The organism is Natrinema sp. LN54, from assembly GCF_052439245.1.
Taxonomy (GTDB): Archaea; Halobacteriota; Halobacteria; order Halobacteriales; family Natrialbaceae; genus Natrinema; species Natrinema versiforme_A.
The window spans coordinates 174,294-194,071 of sequence record NZ_JBQVRP010000003.1; the positions used below are offsets into that span (position 1 = coordinate 174,294).

Below are 19,778 nucleotides of genomic sequence, written 5' to 3' on the forward strand. Positions count from 1 at the left end.
ACTCGCAGGTAATGAGCGAACGGAGCAGTGCGGCGGACGGAGCGCCCGCGGTCCGCGTCGCGGCGGGGTCGCGGCGCGAACGGCGGGCACAGCGCGCGCTCGACGAGATTCGGGCGGCGGCGACCGACGCTCGCGTCCTCGAGATGGGACCGACCGGGGTCCGGAGTCACGAACCGCTCGTCCTGCTGACTCGCGACGGACGGACGGCGTTCCATCCGGCACCGGTCGCGGGACGGCTCGAGTCGCTGGTCGAGACGCTCGAGCGGGGTGGGCTGCCGACCGACGGCGCGGCGGCGGTCGTCGAACACGGATCAGAGCCGGCGTCGCTTCCGACGCCGGACGACGGGCCGCTCTCCGTGGGCCGGCGGCGCGTCCTCGGCCGGTGTGGCTGGGTCGACCCCGCGGCGGTGCCCGACGAGTCGGCGGCCGAACTGGCGACCGAGCGGCCGGAGGCGGCGCGAGGTCGCGTCCGCGAAATCGGAATCCGGGGCCGCGGCCGGGGGGACTGGAGCGCCGACGATCCCATCGCCGCCGAGTGGGACCTCGCCCGCGAGGCAGCCGAGAGCGGGGACGGCGGCGGAACGACGGCCGACGACGCACAAGCGCCGGTCGTCGTCGTCAACGCCAACGACAGCGACGATCGCAACGAGACCGATCGTCTCCTGCTCGAGGCCGCGCCGGGTGAGGTACTCGACGGGGCGCTGGCCGTCGGGGAACTGATCGGGGCCGACGATGTCGTCGTCTACTGTAACGAGGCCGACGATCAGGCGCGCGAGCGCGTCCACGAAGCCGCGCGCAACGTCGCGGAGACGGCCGAGGACCGACTCGGTCGCGCGGCGCGGCCGGAGGTCGTTGTCGGACCGAACCGGTACATCGCCGGCGAGCCGACGATGGCCCTCGAGGCGATGGAGGGCAACGACCGGCTCGAGGCCCGTCTCCGCCCGCCTTCGCCGACCGAACACGGGCTCTACGGGCGGCCGACCGTCGTCCACACGCCGCGAACGATGGCGCAGGTCCGGCGTGCGATGCTCCATCCCGAGGAGTTCGACGCCGACGACGCCGATCCCGGCACTCGCCTCCTCACCGCGACCGGTGACGTCGATGCGACGGCGACCGTGGAGCTGCCGACCGGCGGGAGTCTCGAGGACGTGCGCGAGGCCGTCGACCTCGAGGGGCGGTTCAAGATGGCCTGCGTCGGCGGCCAGTTCGGCGGGTTTACCCGGTCGCTCTCCCAGTCCCCGTCAGCGCCCGCCCTCGAGGGGGCGGGACTCGGGACGGAGGGCGTGGTCGAACTGCTGAACGAGGGGCGGTGCGTCCTCGCGACGGCGGGTCGGCGGGCCCGATTCGCGAAGGAGGAGAACTGCGGTCGCTGTGTCACCTGCCGGCAGGGAACGATCCAGCTCACGGAGATGCTTCGAGACGTCTACGACGGCGCATACGAGGACGCGAAGATTCGCGAACTGTCCCGCGTGATGGGCGAGACGAGCATCTGCGAGTTCGGCCGCTCGGCGGTCCGCCCGGCCGTCACGGGGATGCGCGAGTTCGAGACGGAAGTGACCGCTCACGCCGAGGGGCGCTGTCCCAGCGGCGAGTGCGAGGCCGGGGGGAAACGATGAGCGGCGAGGACCCGGCGAGTCACGTCGACGACGCGGAGACCGAGCGGCGGCCGACCGCCGTCGAACGACTCCCCTCGGTGCCGGACGTGTCCGATCCGCGGCCGAGTACCCCTCTCACCGAACAGTTCGAGACCGGGACGGCAAACGACCCCGACGTGGGCACCGACGGGGACCGGATGACTCACCTCACGATCGACGGCACGCCCGTCGCGGTACCGCCGGGGTCGACGATCATCGACGCGATCGAGTCGACGGAACCGGCCGACGAGCTCGCCGCGCTCTGTTACTACGACCGGGAGACGGAACAGGCGGACGACATCGGTCCCCGCGGCGAGTGTCGGACCTGTACGGTCCACACGGACGAACACGGGCTCGTGCCGGCCTGTTCGTTCCCGGCCGAGGACGACCTCACGGTCCGGACCGACGAGGACGCCGCGGCCGAGGCGCGGGACGTGAACCTCGACCTCCAACTGTCGGGACACAACCTGCGCTGTACGACGTGCGGACAGAACGGCCGCTGTGAACTCCAAGACGCGTCCATCCAACAGGGCGTCGAAGAGCCCCGGTGGGGCGTCTTCGAGGACCGCGACGAGTACGAACCACTCGACGACACCTCGCCGGCCATCCAGATCGACCGCAACAAGTGCATCCTCTGTAACCGCTGCGTCGACGCCTGCAACGACGTGCAGGTCGAGGGCGTCCTCCGCATGGAGGGCAACGCCGACGAGACCCGCATCGCCTTCCAGAACGACGAGGAGACGTTCGACGAGTCCACCTGCGTCTCCTGCGGTCACTGCGCCACCGTCTGTCCCACCGGCTCGCTGGTCGAGCAGGGGCTGGTCGACGCCGCGACGCTGCCGCTGCCCGGATTCACGCAGGAGAACTCCGTCGGGAAGGTCCTCGAGAGCCCGAAGGCGGAGACGGCCGATCAGACGGAGGCACCGAACCGCGACGTACCAGACGGGCGGCGCGAACGGGAGGCGAGCGGGGCCGAGGTCGAGGACCTGTCGGGCGTCGCCCGCTACATGGCGAAAGCGAAGGCGCGCGCCGGGGACACGAAACGACGGGCGAGCGACAGCCTGAAGCAGGCCGGCGATCGGGCGATCAAAGGGGCCGAACACGTCGCCGAGGGGGTCGCCAGCGAGGCGATGCCGGCCGGACGGTTGTTCGACGTCGCGACGACCGTCGGCGACGCGCGCCTCTCGCGGGTCACGAAGGCCGAGACCACTTGCAACTACTGCGCGGTGGGCTGTCGCTTCGAACTCTACGGCAAGGACGGCGAGATACTCGGCGTCCGACCCGCAGACCCCGAGTCGACGCCGGCCAACGATTTCTCGACCTGCGTGAAAGGGAAGTTCGGCTACGACTACGTGGACGCCGACGACCGCCTCGAGACCCCGCTGGTCCGGAAAGAAGACGCGGGCGACGGCCCGGTCGGACGCGACGGGTTCCGCGAGGCGTCGTGGAGGGAAGCCCTCGAGCGCGTCTACGAGGGCCTCTCCGAGATCCGAGAGGAACACGGCAGCGAGTCCCTCTCGGTCATCTCCTCGTCGAAGACGACCAACGAGGAGAACTTCCTCAACCAGAAGTTCGCCCGGCAGGTGCTCGGGACGCCCCACGTCGACAACTGCGCGCGGCTCTGTCACTCTTCGACGGTCGCGGCCCTCCAGCAGACGGTCGGCTACGGCGCGATGACCAACCGGATCAACGAGGACATCGGGGAGACCGACTGCTATCTCATCACCGGCTCGAACACGACCGAGTCCCACCCCGTCCTCGCGACGCGGATCAAGCAGAACGTTCGCGACGGGGCGGATCTCATCGTCATCGATCCGCGCGAGATGGGGCTGGCCGAGCACGCCGACCAGTACATCCGGACGACGCCCGGCGAGGACGTGGCCTGGATCAACGGGATGATCCGGTACATCATCGAGAACGACCTCCACGACGAGGCGTTCATCGAGGAGCGAACGAAACACTTCGACGAACTGGTCGAGAAGGTCGAGCCGTTCACGCCCGAGCAGGTCGAGGAGCTGACGGCCGTCCCCGCCGAGGAACTGAAGACGGCCGCGGAGACCATCGCCACCGCCGACACCTGCATCTTCGGCTGGGCGATGGGGCTGACCCAGCACACCACCGGCACGCGGAACGTGCTGGCCATCGCCGACCTCGCGCTGGTGACGGGCAACCTCGGCAAGCCCCGCGCCGGACTCTCGGCGTTCCGCGGACAGAACAACGTCCAGGGCGGCGGGGGCGACATGGGACCGGCGCCGCACACGCTCCCGGGGTATCAGGACCTCGGCGACGAGGAGGTTCTCCAGAAGTTCGAGGACGAGTGGGGCGAGCGCCCGCCGAACGACGTCGGCCTCCGTCTCCCGGAGCAGTTCCACGCCATCAACGACGGGGACCTCCGCGGGATGTTCATCATGGGCGAAAATCCGGTCCTCTCGGAGCCGGACCTCGACAACGCCGAGCAGGCGCTGGCGAAGGTCGACTTCCTCGCCGTCCAGGACATCTTCCTGACCGAGTCGGCCGAGTACGCCGATGTCGTCCTCCCGGCCGCCTCCGCCGCCGAGAAGTCGGGCACGTTCACGAACACCGAACGGCGCATCCAGCGCGTCCGTCCCGCGGTCGACTCGCCCGGAAAGGCGAAACCGGACCAGGAGATTCTCATCCAGCTCGCCCGCCGGTTCGGCTACGACTGGAACTACGACGGTCCGGCCGACGTGATGGACGAGATCAACGACCTCGTCCCCATCTACGGCGGCGTCACCTACGACCGACTCGAGGAGGAGACGAAGGGGATCCAGTGGCCCTGTTTCGACGAGGACGACCCCGGCACCCCCTACCTCTACGAGGACGAGTTCAACTTCGAGGACGGCAAAGCGCGGTTCGTCCCCGCCGACTACGCCAAGCCGCCGGACATGCCGGACGAGGAGTACCCGCTCACGCTCTCGTCCGGGCGAGTGCTGTACCACTGGCACACGGGCACGATGACCCGCCGGGTCGGGACGCTGATGGATCACGTCCCGGAGAGCTTCGTGACGATCCACCCCGAGATGGCCGACGAGTTGGGCGTCGAAAATGAGGAGTACGTCCGCGTCGAGTCGCGACAGGGCGAGATCGTCGTGAAGGCCACCGTCGAGGACACCTCCGATCCCGGTGTCGTCTTCATCCCGATGCACTTCCCGCAGGGAGCGATCAACAAGCTCACCCAGCACGAACTCGACCCGACATCGTTCATCCCGCAGTACAAGGTGACGAGCGTCCGTATCTCACCGCTCGACGCCGATCCCGAGGAGGTGAACGCGGACGTTCACCCGACGCCCGGCCAGCTCGAGGGACAGGGCGGCGACCCGGAAGATGTCGGCGGCCGCCAATCCGACGACTGATCGCGGACAGACTCACGTCAGGTCCGCAGCGGCGCTGTAAGTACCCGCTACGCCGTATCAGACGGGTATGTCTCGGTCCATACAGTAGTCGAGGCAGTGTTCGACTAACTCCGGCGGATCCCGATAGACGAGTTGGCTCGAACGACGGTCGTACTCGAGGACGTTCGCGGCGTGCAGTTTCGGAAGCGTGTGGTGCCGCCCGATTTCGTCGTCGAGACGCCGTCCGGAACGTCATCGAGGGGACGTTGCTGTGACCATGCCGCGATCCGGCGAGCGCGCGGAAGAGTTCGCCGAATCGGTCGCTCTGACCGCCGGCAGCGCTTCCGGGATCGGACACGGACACGACCTCCGTCCAACGGCGATCGGCATCCGCCATCTCTCGGCGTCCGTCTACGAAACTCGATACGTGAGTGCAGCGCGAACAGACAGGTACGGTTCTATCCCAGATATCGGGTAGAATGACCGCGTATTGTGTGTAGTATCACTACCGCGCTATCGACTGCGTAAAAACGAACGCCGAGGATCGAGGTATATCGGTGGCGGAAACAGCAATCGTCCGATGTGCGCCATGGCAGGGGTCGCACAGACGTATGGTCACAATAGCCACAGGGAGTCACTTGTGGTCGGGGTGGGTTCGGTATTCGTTTTCATCACCTCATAACCGATTAGCGTACGTACAACAATAAAGCTTATCGTCGGAGTAATTGCTATACATACTCGCCTAGAATAGGACATTCAGGGCCATATATGCACGAGTGGTTCGAGTATCTTCACTATTCGATCCGATACCAGCTAAGTTGTGGCTAGTTATCATTCAGCGGACGAACGATACAGCGATCGGCAGTGCCGATTGACGTCGCCGATCGTCCACCGACAACCGGTGTCGTCCAGACGGACAGTCACTTCGGACAACATCGAGAAATCGCTGTCCGGACTCGAGCGACTCGAGACCTGCTCACGCCGCTCGACGGACCACGGATCGCTCACTGGATGGACGCAGCGGGCTGCTCGAGTCGCGCGAAGGTGCCGTCACCGCAGACGCAGTCTTCGCTCGTCCCGAGCGGGCGGACGGAGCCGTCCGGCTCGATCTCAGCGACGAGAATTGCACCACAGCTCTCGCATCGGACCGCGGCTCGCGTCTGATCGGATTGGGTTGACATAGGATCTAAATGATGCCCCTACGCGGCTATCACTGTCGCTCCAAAGTGTGAAGGTGTCCGGCGTGATACCCGCTGCTCGATCCGCCGAGTCGAGCGGTGTTCGGCCCGAGCGGCGGCGATATCGAACGACGCTTCAACGAAACTGAATCGAATGCCGGTATGAGACGCTGCCGGAACTGTCTCTTGCTGCGATACTCGAGGTACCTGTCGTCGAGAGAGGAGACGGGACTCGGAGACGGACACCCGTTACGGTACCGACTAACACGCCGTTCCCGCGAGAGGTCGGCGACGAGTCCGCCCGCAAGCCCAACGGTTTCGGACTCATCCCGATTGTCAGACCACATGGCCGACTCCGTCTCGAGATTTCAGCGGTGGCTCATCAACGGGATCGTGATCACGATTCCGCTGGTCGCCACGCTGCTCGTCGTGCTCGTCGTGCTCGATTTCATCCTCGGCGTGCTCTCGCCGGTGATAACCGGCGTGACGTACGTCTGGCCCAACGAGCCGCCGGTTCCGATCATTCAGTTCGCGACGCTGCTGTCCGTGGTCGGGTTCTTCCTGCTTGTCGGCATCATCGCCGAGCACACTCCCGGGAAGTACATCTCCGAGCGCGTCCACGCGACGATGGAGACGATTCCCGGCGTCAGCACGGTCTACGAGAGCGTTCGACGGGCCAGCAAACTCCTGCTCGACGACGACACGAATCAGTTCCAGGACGTGAAACTCGTCGAATTCCCCCACGAGGGAGCGTACATGCTCGGCTTTCTCACCGCGGAGACACCACCCGTCGTCGAAGCCAGTGCGGGCGAAGACGAGATGGTGACGATCATGGTGCCGCTGGCACCGAACCCGGCCACGAACGGCTACGTGATGCACATGCCCACCGAGAAGGTCCACGAGGTCGATCTGACCGTCGAAGAAGCGTTCCGATCGATCGCAACGCTTGGCGTTGCGGCCGATACGCTGGGCGATGGCGAGTACAACGATACCTGAACGACGCCGGCACGGCCGCTTCCGCTCGCTCGAGGAACTCGCCCAAAACAGATTGGCCGTGGCTACATTACGTCGGAACGGAAAGTACGTCTGTGGACACGTACCCGGCCGACGGGAATACGGGACACGGCGTGTCGGACTCCGCAGCGACCCGGTAAACAGGGACCGGGTCGACGCGGCCCGAAATCGACCGGTTTCTCGCTGATGACTGTGCGTGGTCACAACGGTTTCTCGAGTCGCAGCCGCTCCGAGCAGCAACTGCGACTGTGACCGCGACCGCGAGCGACTCGAGTCCGAGCATCACACTCGGTCGTCGAGACGCGACTCGCCGCCGTTCGAACGACCGGTGAATCAGTTTCGCCCCGGTATACGACCATTTATACCCGATGGCAGTCCTAGGAGAGTGCAATGGCGCAAGCGGGAAATTCCGAACTCGTCGACTCTTTCGAGCAGTTCTTCCGCAACTATTACGACAACGAGATCAAGCAGCTTGCCCAGCAGTATCCCAACGAGCAACGCTCGCTGCACATCGATTGGCAGGACCTCTACCGGTTCGATCCCGACCTCGCCGACGACTTCATCAACCAGCCCGAACAGCTCCAGCGCTACGCCGAGGAGGCGCTGCGGCTGTACGACCTTCCGATCGACGTGAGCCTCGGGCAGGCCCACGTTCGAGTCCGGAACCTCCCCGAAACGGAGTCCCCCGAGATCCGGGAGATCCGCGCCCGGGACATGAACTCCCTCGTGCAGGTCCACGGCATCGTCCGCAAGGCAACCGATGTCCGCCCGAAAATCGAGGAGGCCGCCTTCGAATGCCAGCTCTGTGGCACCCTTAGCCGCGTCCCCCAGTCCAGCGGCGACTTTCAGGAACCCCACGAGTGTCAGGGCTGTGAACGGCAAGGCCCCTTCCGGGTCAACTTCGATCAGTCCGAGTTCGTCGACTCGCAGAAACTCCGCATTCAGGAGAGCCCCGAAGGGCTCCGCGGCGGCGAGACCCCGCAGGCGCTGGACATCAACATCGAAGACGACATCACCGGCGAAGTCACCCCCGGCGACCACGTCTCCGCGACCGGCGTCCTCCGACTCGAGCAACAGGGCGACCAACAGGAGAAGTCGCCCGTCTTCGACTTCTACATGGAGGGGATGTCCGTCGAAATCGACGAAGAGCAGTTCGAGGACATGGACATCACCGAGGAGGACAAGAAGGCGATCTACGAAATTTCGAACCGAGATGCCGTCTACGAGCAGATGGTCGCCTCCATCGCGCCCTCGATCTACGGCTACGATCAGGAGAAACTCGCGATGATCCTCCAACTGTTCTCCGGCGTGACGAAGCAGTTGCCCGACGGCTCGCGGATCCGCGGCGACCTGCACATGCTCCTGATCGGGGATCCTGGTACCGGAAAGAGTCAGATGCTAGGGTATATCGAAAATATTGCACCGCGGTCCGTCTACACCTCCGGGAAGGGGTCGTCATCGGCGGGGCTGACGGCCGCGGCGGTTCGCGACGACTTCGGCGACGGCCAGCAGTGGAGTCTCGAGGCCGGTGCGCTCGTCCTCGCCGATCAGGGGATCGCGGCCATCGACGAACTGGACAAGATGCGGTGTGTCACTGGAGACACACTTGTCCACACCGGTGACGGCATCAAACCGATTCGTGAACTCGCACACGAATCGGTTACCGACGGTTCGATCGAATCACTCGAGAACGGCCGGACGATCCGAGATGTCGATATGGATGTCCAGACGATGACCGATGACGGGAAGATAACCAAACGCGACGTCCTCGCGATCCACGAATACGACGCACCGGATGAACTCCGTGAAATCGAACTAGAGAGTGGAGAACAGTTAGCGACGACGGCTGACCATCCGTTCTTCGTTCTGGAGGACGGCAAACGGGAAGAACGCCAAGCCCAGCACCTCAGCGAGGGCGATTGGGTGTACGTTCCTCGAACGATTCCGGCGGCGGTCATGGACGGCGGTGTTAGCGTGTTGCCGGCTTCCGAGAGTGAGTCAAATATCGAGTGTCTAACCGCCGCTCACGGTGCCGTTCTAGGGTATATCGCCGGTGATGGAAACGTCATCTACAACCGAGAGGATGGAAGCTACGGCTTCCGCTTTACGAACCAAGAAGCAGAACTCCTGCGGGATTTCGAGGAGGCCTGTACGGACGCGTTCGATACACAGCCCGTTCGTCACCCGAGTGAACAACGCGACGACGGTGTCGAAACGGTCCGCGTCCACGGAAAACAGTACATCGACGAACTTCTCGACGCGGGTGCAAACCTCGAGACGTACGACGGAAAACGACTTCCGGAGACGGTTACCCAAGCATCCAGAGAAACGAAAGCCGCGTTCGTCCGCGCCCTCGCAGATTCGGAGGGAACGGTCGACGAACGCGCCGTCAAGATCCATTCATCGAGCTACGAGCTGTTACTCGGGACGAAAATGCTCCTGCTCGAGTTCGGTATCTCGAGTCAGATCCAAACGCGAACATACGAAGACAATCGGGATCTGTTCGTCCTCGCAATCACGTCCGATCGATCGTTAGAGGCCTTCGAACGGCATATCGGATTCACTCTCGAGCGCAAACAGCACGCGCTGGAACGAGCAAGCGAACGAACGACCGGGACCCGGACGATCTTAGACGTACTCCCGGAATGTGGAGAGTTGTTCGAACAGGCACGCGGTGCACTTCGTCTCCATCAATCCGAATGCGGTCTCGACAACGACTCCACCTACTGTAACTTCGAGAACGGCGATGCGAACGCATCACTGCGGCTTTCGGAACGGATTCTCGAGACGTTCGAAGACAGGAAATCGACTGCGAACGAACAGTACGACGAACTCGCGTCCAAGACGTCTTGGGCGCGCCTCGAGGAACTCCGCGAGCGATACCACGTCTCACAGCAGGAGCTAGCGGCGGAACTCTCGTTCTCCCAGTCGCATCTATCGACTCAGTGGGGAAGCGATACCGAACTTCGGGAACGAATCCGACGACGGCTACGGGAGCTGCTCGCCACGCCGGCGTCCGTCGATCTTGAACCGCTCCGGAACCTCATCAACGCCGACGTGAAGTGGCGTCGCGTAGCGGACGTTCGATCGATAGCGTCACGAGATCACACCGATACCAGAGTAAACGTACTCGAACAACGGCTTGCCGATGAAATCGGAGCAAAGACCATCGATTCAGTCCAGGAACGAGCACGGTCGATAATCGAGACCGACGAGACAGCCGAAACGTGGGAGGGACTTCGGAACCAACTGGAAGCGTACGGAATTTCGTTCCAGCAAGTCGCAACGGAGATGGATGTCGCGGGGTCGACGGTCTCACGGTGGTTCACCGGGACCGTCGACATCGGAAACTTCGATACCGTCCGCTCCGTCTGTGACCGGCTGCTCGAGACGAAACGGCAGCGAATCGCAGAACTGCTCGGAGAAATCGAGCGGCGGGCGGAGCCGCGAGTATATGACCTCACCGTCGAGGGAACACACAATTTTGTCGCGAACGGAATGGTCGTCCACAACTCCGAGGACAGATCGGCAATGCACGAGGCCTTAGAGCAACAGAAGATTTCGGTCTCGAAGGCGGGGATCAACGCCACGCTCAAGTCCCGCTGTTCGCTGCTCGGCGCAGCAAACCCTAAGTACGGCCGCTTCGACCAGTACGAACCGATCAGCGAGCAGATCGACCTCGAGCCGGCGCTGATCTCGCGGTTCGATCTGATCTTTACGGTCACGGACACGCCCGACGAGGAGAAAGACCGCAACCTCGCGGAACACATCATCACGACCAACTACGCTGGCGAGTTGACCACCCAGCGCGAGGAGATGAACCAACTCGAGGTCAGTCAGGGCGAGATCGACGAGATGACCGATCAGGTCGATCCGGAGATCGACGCGGAGCTCCTGCGGAAGTACATCGCGTACTCGAAACAGAACTGCCACCCGCGGATGACCGAGGCGGCCCGCAACGCGATCCGGGACTTCTACGTCGATCTGCGATCGAAGGGGACCGACGAGGACGCGGCGGTGCCGGTGACGGCCCGAAAACTCGAGGCGCTAGTTCGACTCTCGGAGGCGAGCGCCCGCGTTCGGCTGTCGGATACGGTCGAGCAGAGCGACGCCGAGCGGGTCATCGAGATCGTGCGCTCGTGTCTGCAAGATGTCGGGGTCGATCCCGAGACCGGCGAATTCGACGCGGACATCGTCGAGGCCGGGACCTCGAAGTCCCAGCGCGATCGGATCAAGAACCTCAAACAGCTGATCGGCGATATCGAGGAGGAGTACGACGACGGCGCACCAGTCGATATCGTCATGGAGCGGGCCGAGGAGATCGGGATGGACCACTCCAAGGCCGAACACGAGATCGACAAGCTCAAACAGAAAGGCGAGGTCTACGAGCCGAGTACGGACACGCTCCGAACGACGTAGCTGCTCTGTGCCCACTCAGGTGGGAGTCGTCGGTTTACTCGAGAACAACGCGGCCACAGCCGATGGCTGTCGGTAGCAAAAAAGGTTGGGCGGTCGTCAGGACCGACGCAAGACCAAGCACGCGCCGAGAACTGCAACGAGGGTCGCCGTCACACCGAATCCGGGAACGCTATCCCCACTGGTCTCGTTCTCATCGCCGGAATCGGTATCAGTTTCGGTTTCATCATTCGTTTCGTTGTCGGTATTGACGCTACTCTTGACAGTCTCGTTGGCCGGCGTTTCGCTGGTCGCTGAGGTGTTGAACGTAAAGTTCCGTCTCGTCGTCTCGCCTTCCTCGATGGTTACGGTATCATCGATACTGGGGTCTATCTCATATGCTGTTGCGGTTATGTTATACTCGCCGGGCTCGAGGTCAATCTCGAACTCGCCGTCGTCGTTCGGATTGACGACGAACGTAGCGGGTGAACTGACTCTACTTTTCGATATCGGATCACCGTCTTCGTCGGTGATCGTGCCGGTGAGCGTTCCCGTCGGTGGTTCGTCGATAGCCGAGGTATTGAGCGTGAAGTTTCGTCTCGTCGTCTCGTTTTCCTCGATCGTTACTGTCTCATCGGTGTGGAGAGAGGAATTGTCCGTTGCGACAGTTACGTTGTACTCACCGGGCGCGAGATCGATCTCGAACGCTCCGTCGGCATCCACGTCCACGATAAACGTGCCGATTGAGTAAATTGTGGCTCCCGGTATCGGGTCACCGTCTTCGTCAGTGACCGTCCCGGTGAACGTTCCGTGAGTCGTTTCGTTCGTCTCCTGATTCGAAATGGACTCGGTGATGGGGTCGTCTTGGAGGCGATGGTGATCGCTCTCTGCGACGGTAACGCCACTGAGTCCGACGGTGGAGACGAGTACGAGCACCGTGATGGAAAGGGCGGCAAGTCGGTTTTTATTCATGTCTCCGTTATCAACCGGTATTTGATAGAATTTAAATTTTTATAATTTGTAACGATAGCGTGAATTCGATTCCGGATGGATCAAGCCACAATATGCTGTTCGAGCACCTGCAGAGATGTGCTATCTTCCGATAATTCAGCCACGAGCACTGAGGTTTCCGTAGACGATACTGTGAAAGCGAGAACTGGTCTGTAGTCTAATCGAAGGAGACCGATTAGTCACTAAGCGGCCCACTATAGATAGCGATCCACAACCCCGTGCGACTGAGAGCGTTCCCAGAACCGTCTCTCAGAGTTCTCGCAGTGCGGTAACGGTCGACCGAATCGTCACCGCTGCCACGTCGGCGACATCGGCGGCCCTCGCTTGGGTTACCGTCGGCCACTCCTCGCGCTCACCGGCGGCCTTGTAGAGACAGGCCGCGGCGACGCCGCTTGGATTGCGGCCGACGACTTTCCCCGCCTCGAGTAGATCGGCGACGTGTTCGCTCGCGCGGCGTTCGACGGCGGTTCCGACCTCGAGTTTCGAGGCGTATCGCGGCAGGTACTGCGTGGGGTCGATCGGCCCCGTCGGGAGACCGAGATCGCGGTTCAAAGCGTCGTAGGCGACGCTGAGTTCGTCGGCGTCGGCGCGAGCGACCCCGGCGATCTCCTCGCTCGTGCGGGCGACCGATCGGGTTCGACAGATCGCGTAGATCGCGGCGGCGGCGAACCCTTCGAGCGAGCGGCCCTGAAAGAGCCCCTCGGACTGGGCGGATTCGAAGAGAGCACAGGCCTGTTCTCTGGCGGAGTCCGGTAGCGAGAGCAACGCGGTGATCCGCCTGATTTCGGCGAACCCGTAGACCTGATTCCGTTCGGCTTTCGACGAGATTCGAGCGCGATTGTGCTCCCGACGCAACCTGGCGATCTGGCGGCGTTTTCGACCGGTGAGCCGCGAACTGTAGCTCGAGTCGGAACCGGAGCCGTAGCCGATTTCCGTCGAGAGTCCCCGGTCGTGTCTCGAGCGAGTGAGCGGTGCACCGGTTCGTCGCCGGTCGGTGTCGTCGTCTTCGAACGACCGCCATTCGGGACCGTGATCGATCGCATCCTCGGCGGAGATAAGTCCACATTCTTCGCAGACGGTTTCGGTACCCCTCCTCCGTAATCTGCCGTCACACTCGGGGCAGATCGCAGACGAATCGGTATCTGCCATTGGCTATTGTTCTCTATATTCAGTTGTCTCCCCTTAGTATATAAACTGTTGGGAGTCGGGAAGGAACGGGAAGGCGAAGCGAACGGGCGGGCGGCTACCGATCGATCAACTGCGCCAGCAGGGACCGCGACTGCGAGTCCGACATGTCGGGTGACGACTCGGACGAGTCGTCCCGATCGGCCAAGAGCCGTTCGTACCGATCGATGACGGTCTGTCGGCGATGCTCGCTCGTTTCTAACGCACACTCGAGCGCGGCGATCCGGGCGAGGAGTCGCGTGCGTTCGATTCGGTAGGAAAGCGGCGGTTCTCGTCGATCCAAACCGGCAGCGGGTCGTCGCAGGGGACTGCTGGTTCGGTCGTTCGACCCGGGAGTCAGGTGCGGGGAGCTCCGGGTCCGGTCGTCGACGGAACGGACGGGAGTGGGGCCTCGTTGCTCGGCGGACATGGCTCGAGACAGACTACCACACAGGTTCGGAAAAAGGTCAGTCAGTCGGGCGTCAGACGCGTCCGACGCGGGGCAGACGCCGAACGACGTTTTCGAAGGTTGCTCGAGAAGGCTGTCGGCTCTATCGATCCGAGCCGATTACTCCTCGCTCGCGAGGTGCTCGAGCACGCCCTCGGTGTCGGCCGGCACGGGTTCCGGTTCGCTGCCGGCGGCGGCCGCGGCGTCGGGATCCTTGAGCAGGTGGCCGGTGGTGAGACAGGCGACGTGCTCGTCGTCGGTGACGATCCCCTCGTCGCGGAGTTTCCGCAGGCCGGCGATCGAGGCCGCCGAAGCGGGTTCGACCCCGATCCCTTCGGCCGCGATATCGCGTTGGGCCTCGGTGATTTCCTCGTCGGAAACGGCGACGGCTGTGCCGTCCGTCTCGCGAATGCCGGGCAAGGCCTTCGGCGCGTTAACGGGGTTCCCGATCCGGATCGCGGTCGCGCGGGTCTCGACGTCCTCCCAGCGGCGGACCTCGTCGGCGCCGTTCTCGATGGCCTCGACCATCGGCGCGGCCCCCTCGGCCTGCACGCCGGTCAGCTTCGGCACGTCGTCTTCCGCGAGTTCGCCGGCCTGCACGAGTTCGCGGAATGCCTTGTACAGCGCCGACGTGTTGCCCGCGTTGCCGACCGGCAGCACGATCCGGTCCGGCACGGTATCGTAGTCCGCGAGGAAGCCCTCGAGGATCTCGAGGCCGATCGTCTTCTGGCCCTCGAGTCGGAAGGGGTTCAGCGAGTTCAGCAGGTAGGCCTCGCCCTGTCCCGCGAGTTCCTGGACGATGTCGAGACAGGCGTCGAAGTTGCCGTCGACCTCGAGAATGCGTGCGCCGTGGAGGCTCGCCTGCGCGATTTTCCCCGCGGCGACCTTGCCGGCGGGGAGGAGGACGAGCGTCTGCATCCCGCCGCGGGAGCCGTAGGCGGCCAGCGCGGCGCTGGTGTTTCCGGTCGACGCACAGGCGAGTCGGCCGACACCGAGTTCCGTCGCGACCCGCACGCCGACGGTCATCCCGCGGTCCTTGAACGAGCCCGTGGGGTTCATCCCCTCGTGTTTGATCCGCAGGGCCTCGACGCCGATCTCGTCCTCGAGGGACGGCACCTCGTACAGCGGCGTCGCACCCTCCTGAATCGAGACGCCGGCCTCGAAGGGGAGCGCGTCGGCGTACCGCCAGACGCCCTGTCCCTCGAAGTCGTCGAAGGTGGGGAGGTCGGCGTAGCGGACCTCGAGCAGGCTATCGCACTCGTCGCAGGTGTAGCGGACGTCGTCGAACGGTGCGAACGTCTCGCCGCAGTCGATGCACTCGAGCCAGACGCCGTCGTCGGCGTCGGCGGGTTCTTCCGGCTGGTCGGCCGAGAGACTGAGACTCATTGTCAGTCGGGAAGGCCGCAAAGGGGAAAAAGTGAGTGGATTTGACGGTGGGCCGTCGCAGCGAGCGGGTCGCCGTCACGTCACCCAGTCGTACACTGTCGCCGTCAGAAGCGACGGCCTCGAGTATCGGTTCCGCTGTGATCTCGTGCTCGCTTGTGCCGATTACTCGAGCAGCCAACTCAACAGCGCCTTCTGGGCGTGGAGTCGGTTTTCCGCCTGATCGAAGACGATCGAACGTTCGCCCTCGATAACGTCGTCGGTGATCTCCTCGCCGCGGTGGGCCGGCAGACAGTGCATGACCGAGGCCTCGGGGGCGTGCTCGAGCAGGTCCGAACAGACCTGGAAGCCCTCGAAGTCGTTCATGCGGACGTCGCGTTCGTCCTCCTGTCCCATCGAGATCCAGACGTCCGTGTAGATGACGTCGGCGTCGGTGGCCGCCTCGACGGGGTCGGTCGTGACCGTCGGATCGCCGCCCAGTTCGCGGGCCCGCTCGAGGACCGCGCCGTCGACTTCGTACCCCTCAGGCGTCGCGATCGTCAGGTCGATATCGGTCAGCGCACAGCCGAGCGCGAAGGACTGGGCGACGTTGTTGCCGTCGCCGATCCAGACCGCCGACACGTCCTCGAACCCGCCCTCGTGTTCGCGGATCGTCAGCAGGTCCGCGAGCGTCTGGCAGGGGTGGGCGTCGTCGGTGAGCCCGTTGACGATCGGTACCGAGGAGTACTCCGCGAGTACCTCGACGTTCTCGTGTTTGAACACGCGGGCCATCACGGCGTCGACGTACCGCGAGAGCGCACGCGAGGTGTCTTTCAGCGGTTCGCCCCGGCCGAGTTGAATGTCGTCTTCCCCGAGGAAGATCGCGTGCCCGCCGAGTTGGGTCATGCCGGTCTCGAAGGAGACCCGGGTACGGGTACTCGCTTTCTGGAAGAGCATCCCGAGGGTCTGCCCGGACAGATCGGCGTGGTCCTCGCCGGCTTCGACGGCGCGTTTGTACTCGTCGGCTCTGTCCAGCACTGCGAGCAGTTCTGCCTCGGAGAGGTCATCGACATCGAGGAAATGTCTCGGCTGCGTCTCGTTCGTTACTGTTGTCATGGTCTGATAACTCGTCTGAAAATTCGATTACTCACTGAGCGTGCGTGCGACGCGCTCGAGGACCGATACCGACTGGTCGAACTCCGACAGCGGCAGTCGTTCGTCGGGCGCGTGATCGAGGTCCGAGTTGCCCGGCCCGTAGGTGACCATCGGACAGTCCCAGGCCCCGGCGTAGATGTTCATGTCGCTCGTTCCGGTCTTTCGCACGAGGCGGGGGTCGCCGCCTTCCTTCCGGATGGCGACGCGAAACGCCCGCGCGACCTCGGTTCGCGAACTCATCATCACCGGCGGGACCTTGTCCTTCCAGGTCACGGTCCCGACCTCGAGTTCGGCCTCCGCGGCTTCGCGGACGGTTCCGACGTCGAGGGCCGGCGGCACGCGCAACTGGACGTCCATCGTCGCCTCGACGGAGAGGCCGTCGTCGCTGACGCCACCCTCGATGTCGACCGGCTTGGTCGTCACCTGCTCGAAGACCGGTTCGTACTCGTCGCCCTCGAAGTACTCCTCGACGGCCGACCACCAGCGGACGGCGTGTTGGATCGCGTTCGGATCCGGCCGGGACGTGTGGCCGGACTCGCTGGTCGCGACGTAGGTGCCGGCGATCAGGCCGCGGTAGCCGAGCGTGATCCCGTCGGCGCCCGAGGGCTCGCCGTTGACGACGGCAGCCGGCGACTGCTCGCGGTCGTCGACCAGGTAGCGCGACCCTTTCGAGTCGATTTCCTCGCCGACGACGCCGACGAAGGAGACGCCGGTGCGGACGGCGGCGGCCGCCATCGCGGCCAGCGGCCCAGTCGCGTCGACGCTGCCGCGACCCCAGAGGACCTCGTCGTCGCCGGTCTCCTCGACCTCGACGGGGATGTCCCCCGGCACGGTGTCGATGTGCGAGGTCAGCAACACGGCGTCGTCCGCCGGCGCGCGGACGTTCCCGACCGCGTCGATCCAGACCTCCCGGTCGTGGGCCTCGAAGAAGTCCACGAGGCGTTTGGCCGCCTCGCGTTCCTCGCGGGTGGGCGAGGGGATCGAAACGAGATCGATCAGCAGCTCCCGGGCGTCCGCGGCCGTTACGTCCATCGGTTCGCTCGAGCTCGTGGTCATGATTCGGTATCGGGTGCGACGACCGCGGTCAGCGCGTCCACGAGACGGTCCGCCTCCGCCTCGTCGATCACGAGCGGCGGCAGCAGCCGCAGGACGGTCCGACCCGCGGGCAGCGCCAGTACCTGCTCGTTCATCGCCAGATCGCGGGCGACGCGGTTCGCGCCGCGTTTCAACTCGATGCCGACGAGCAGTCCGTCGCCGCGGACCTCGCGGACCGAATCGCCCAGCGCGGACTCGAGTTCCGACGTGAGATAGTCGCCCATCTCGGCGGCGTGGGCGGGCCACTCCTCCTCGACCAGCGTCGAGACGGTCGCGTGGACCGCCGCGGCGACGACGGGGCCGCCGCTGAACGTGGCGTTGTGCGAGGCCGCGCCGTCGGCGATCCAGTCCCGCACCGCGACCGCGCCGACGGGCAGGCCGTTGCCGAGTCCTTTCGCCGTCGTCAGCACGTCGGGCGTGACGCCCGCGTTCTGGCAGGCCCACATCGAGCCCGTGCGGCCCATGCCGGTCTGGACCTCGTCGAAGACCAGCGCCGCGCCGGCCTCCTCGGTGCACTCGCGGGCGGTCTCGAGGTAGCCCGCGGGCGGGACGTTGATCCCGCCTTCGCCCTGAATCGGCTCGAGGATGACGGCCGCCGTCTCGTCGTCGACGGCCTCGGCGAGCTCCTCGTCGTCGCCGTAGGGGACGAACTCGACATCGCCGGCCAGGGGCTCGTAGGGCTTCTTGTACTTGTCCTTCCAGGTGGCCGCGAGCGCGCCCATGGTGCGCCCGTGGAACGAGCGGGTCGCGGCGACGATCTTCGACTCGCCGGTCGCCGAGCGGGCGAACTTCAAGGCGGCCTCGTTGGCCTCGGTCCCGGAGTTGCAGAACCAGGCGGACTCGAGGCCGTCGGGCGTCGACGCGACGAACGAGGCGTAGGCGTCCTCGCGCGACTGGACCGGATAGGAGGAATCGACGAACGTCAGTTCGCCGACTTGCTCCTGTACCGCATCGACGACGGCGGGATGGGAGTGGCCCAGCGGCGTGCAGGCGAAGCTCGCGCCCGCGTCGAGGTACTCCGTCCCGTCGGCGGTGTAGAGGTACGGCCCTTCGCCGCGCTCGAGTCCGATCGGCTTGCTGCCGGAGACGAAGTCGAGATCGCTCATTCTGCTGCCTCCGTTTCCGCGTCGGTTTCGTCCGCGAGTACGCCGGGCTCAAGGGTCGTGCCCTCGCCCGCGAGCGCGCTACTGATCGGGTCGTCGGCGTTGGCGGTCGCGACGATCACTGACGCCGCGCCGCCCTCGAGTGCTTCCTCGGCGGCCATGACCTTCTTCGTCATGAACCCTTCCGCGGCCGTCTTGACGGCCTCGAACTCCTCGGGGGTCGCGGCCGAATCGATCTTGGTCGACTCGTCGTCGGGGTCCTCGTAGATTCCCGAAACATCCGTGAGGACGACCAGATCGGCCTCGAGCGCGCCCGCGATCGCTGCCGCGGCGCGGTCGGCGTCGGCGTTGACCGCCGTGTAGCCGCCGGACTTCTCCTTCCCGAGGACCGGGACGGAGACGACGGGCGTGTAGCCGCCCGCGAGGACCGTCTCGAGCAGGTCCGCATTCACGGACTCGATCGTGCCCGAGTGGTCGCCGCGCTTGATCTTCTTCTTGCCGTCCTCTTTCACGCGGACGGCGGACTTGCGCTTGCCCTCGAGCAGTTTGCCGTCGGTGCCCGAGAGGCCGACCGCGTCGACGCCCTCGTTCTGTAAGCTCTCGACCAGATCGGTGTTGAGCTTGCCGGGCATCACCATCTTGAAGACGTCCATCGTGCGCTCGTCGGTGAAGCGCCCGACGACGCCACCGGGGGTCTCGACGTAGGTCGGCTCCTCGCCGAGGTCTTCGAGTGTCTCGTCGACGGCGGTCGAGCCGCCGTGAGTCAGAACGACGTCCTCGCCGTCCTCGACGAGGCTCGCCACGTCGGCGAGAGCGCCTTCGGGATCGACGGCGCGTGCGCCGCCGATCTTGACCACAGTGGTCAT

The 19,778-nt window shown here is 64.7% G+C and carries 13 protein-coding genes; 4 read left to right on the plus strand and 9 right to left on the minus strand.

Features of this window, described 5'->3' with window-relative positions; translation table 11 throughout:
* The first annotated feature begins 11 nt into the window (after positions 1-11).
* Positions 12-1,616 (plus strand): NADH-ubiquinone oxidoreductase-F iron-sulfur binding region domain-containing protein, encoded by a 1,605-nt coding sequence (locus ACT4ML_RS10180; RefSeq protein ID WP_444720763.1) that lies wholly within the window; start codon positions 12-14, stop codon positions 1,614-1,616.
* The gene (gene fdhF, locus ACT4ML_RS10185) at positions 1,613-5,008 is read left to right on the plus strand and encodes a formate dehydrogenase subunit alpha (RefSeq protein ID WP_444720764.1); all 3,396 of its coding nucleotides are present in this window, start codon (positions 1,613-1,615) and stop codon (positions 5,006-5,008) included. The genes ACT4ML_RS10180 and fdhF overlap by 4 nt, the downstream gene beginning before the upstream one ends.
* Before the next feature lie 983 nt (positions 5,009-5,991).
* Here the strand turns inward: fdhF and ACT4ML_RS10190 are convergent.
* Positions 5,992-6,168, minus strand: coding sequence for a hypothetical protein (locus tag ACT4ML_RS10190; RefSeq protein ID WP_444720765.1), 177 nt, complete (start codon positions 6,166-6,168; stop codon positions 5,992-5,994).
* Positions 6,169-6,510: 342 nt separating this feature from the next.
* On the opposite strand from ACT4ML_RS10190, the gene ACT4ML_RS10195 reads away from it, so the two are divergent.
* Together ACT4ML_RS10195 and ACT4ML_RS10200 are read left to right on the plus strand one after the other, a co-directional pair.
* Entirely contained in the window at positions 6,511-7,161 is a 651-nt protein-coding gene (locus ACT4ML_RS10195; RefSeq protein WP_444720766.1) for a DUF502 domain-containing protein, read from the plus strand.
* A 408-nt stretch (positions 7,162-7,569) separates the two neighbouring features.
* Positions 7,570-11,598 carry an LAGLIDADG family homing endonuclease gene (locus ACT4ML_RS10200; RefSeq protein WP_444720767.1) on the plus strand — a complete coding sequence of 1,343 codons (4,029 nt, stop codon included), beginning with the start codon at positions 7,570-7,572 and terminating at the stop codon, positions 11,596-11,598.
* A gap of 96 nt (positions 11,599-11,694) precedes the next feature.
* On the opposite strand, the gene ACT4ML_RS10205 is transcribed toward ACT4ML_RS10200, so the two are convergent.
* The 8 genes from ACT4ML_RS10205 to ACT4ML_RS10240 all read right to left on the minus strand — a co-directional run bounded on the left by ACT4ML_RS10205 (position 11,695) and on the right by ACT4ML_RS10240 (position 19,778).
* Entirely contained in the window at positions 11,695-12,546 is an 852-nt protein-coding gene (locus ACT4ML_RS10205; RefSeq protein WP_444720768.1) for a carboxypeptidase regulatory-like domain-containing protein, read from the minus strand.
* 288 nt (positions 12,547-12,834) lie between these two features.
* Positions 12,835-13,734: a transcription initiation factor IIB gene (locus tag ACT4ML_RS10210; protein ID WP_444720769.1), complete on the minus strand. Its 900-nt coding sequence runs from the start codon at positions 13,732-13,734 to the stop codon at positions 12,835-12,837.
* Positions 13,735-13,828: 94 nt separating this feature from the next.
* Positions 13,829-14,053, minus strand: coding sequence for a hypothetical protein (locus tag ACT4ML_RS10215; protein WP_444720770.1), 225 nt, complete (start codon positions 14,051-14,053; stop codon positions 13,829-13,831).
* 264 nt (positions 14,054-14,317) lie between these two features.
* Positions 14,318-15,583: a threonine synthase gene (thrC, locus tag ACT4ML_RS10220; RefSeq protein ID WP_444720771.1), complete on the minus strand. Its 1,266-nt coding sequence runs from the start codon at positions 15,581-15,583 to the stop codon at positions 14,318-14,320.
* A 162-nt stretch (positions 15,584-15,745) separates the two neighbouring features.
* A complete protein-coding gene (gene argF, locus ACT4ML_RS10225; RefSeq protein WP_444720772.1) occupies positions 15,746-16,675 on the minus strand; it encodes an ornithine carbamoyltransferase in 930 nt (309 codons plus the stop codon).
* Positions 16,676-16,702: 27 nt separating this feature from the next.
* On the minus strand, positions 16,703-17,770 hold the full coding sequence (locus ACT4ML_RS10230) for a [LysW]-lysine hydrolase (protein ID WP_444720773.1): 1,068 nt from the start codon (positions 17,768-17,770) through the stop codon (positions 16,703-16,705).
* A complete protein-coding gene (locus ACT4ML_RS10235; protein ID WP_444720774.1) occupies positions 17,767-18,915 on the minus strand; it encodes an aspartate aminotransferase family protein in 1,149 nt (382 codons plus the stop codon). The genes ACT4ML_RS10230 and ACT4ML_RS10235 overlap by 4 nt, the downstream gene beginning before the upstream one ends.
* Entirely contained in the window at positions 18,912-19,778 is an 867-nt protein-coding gene (locus ACT4ML_RS10240) for an acetylglutamate/acetylaminoadipate kinase (protein ID WP_444720775.1), read from the minus strand. The genes ACT4ML_RS10235 and ACT4ML_RS10240 overlap by 4 nt, the downstream gene beginning before the upstream one ends.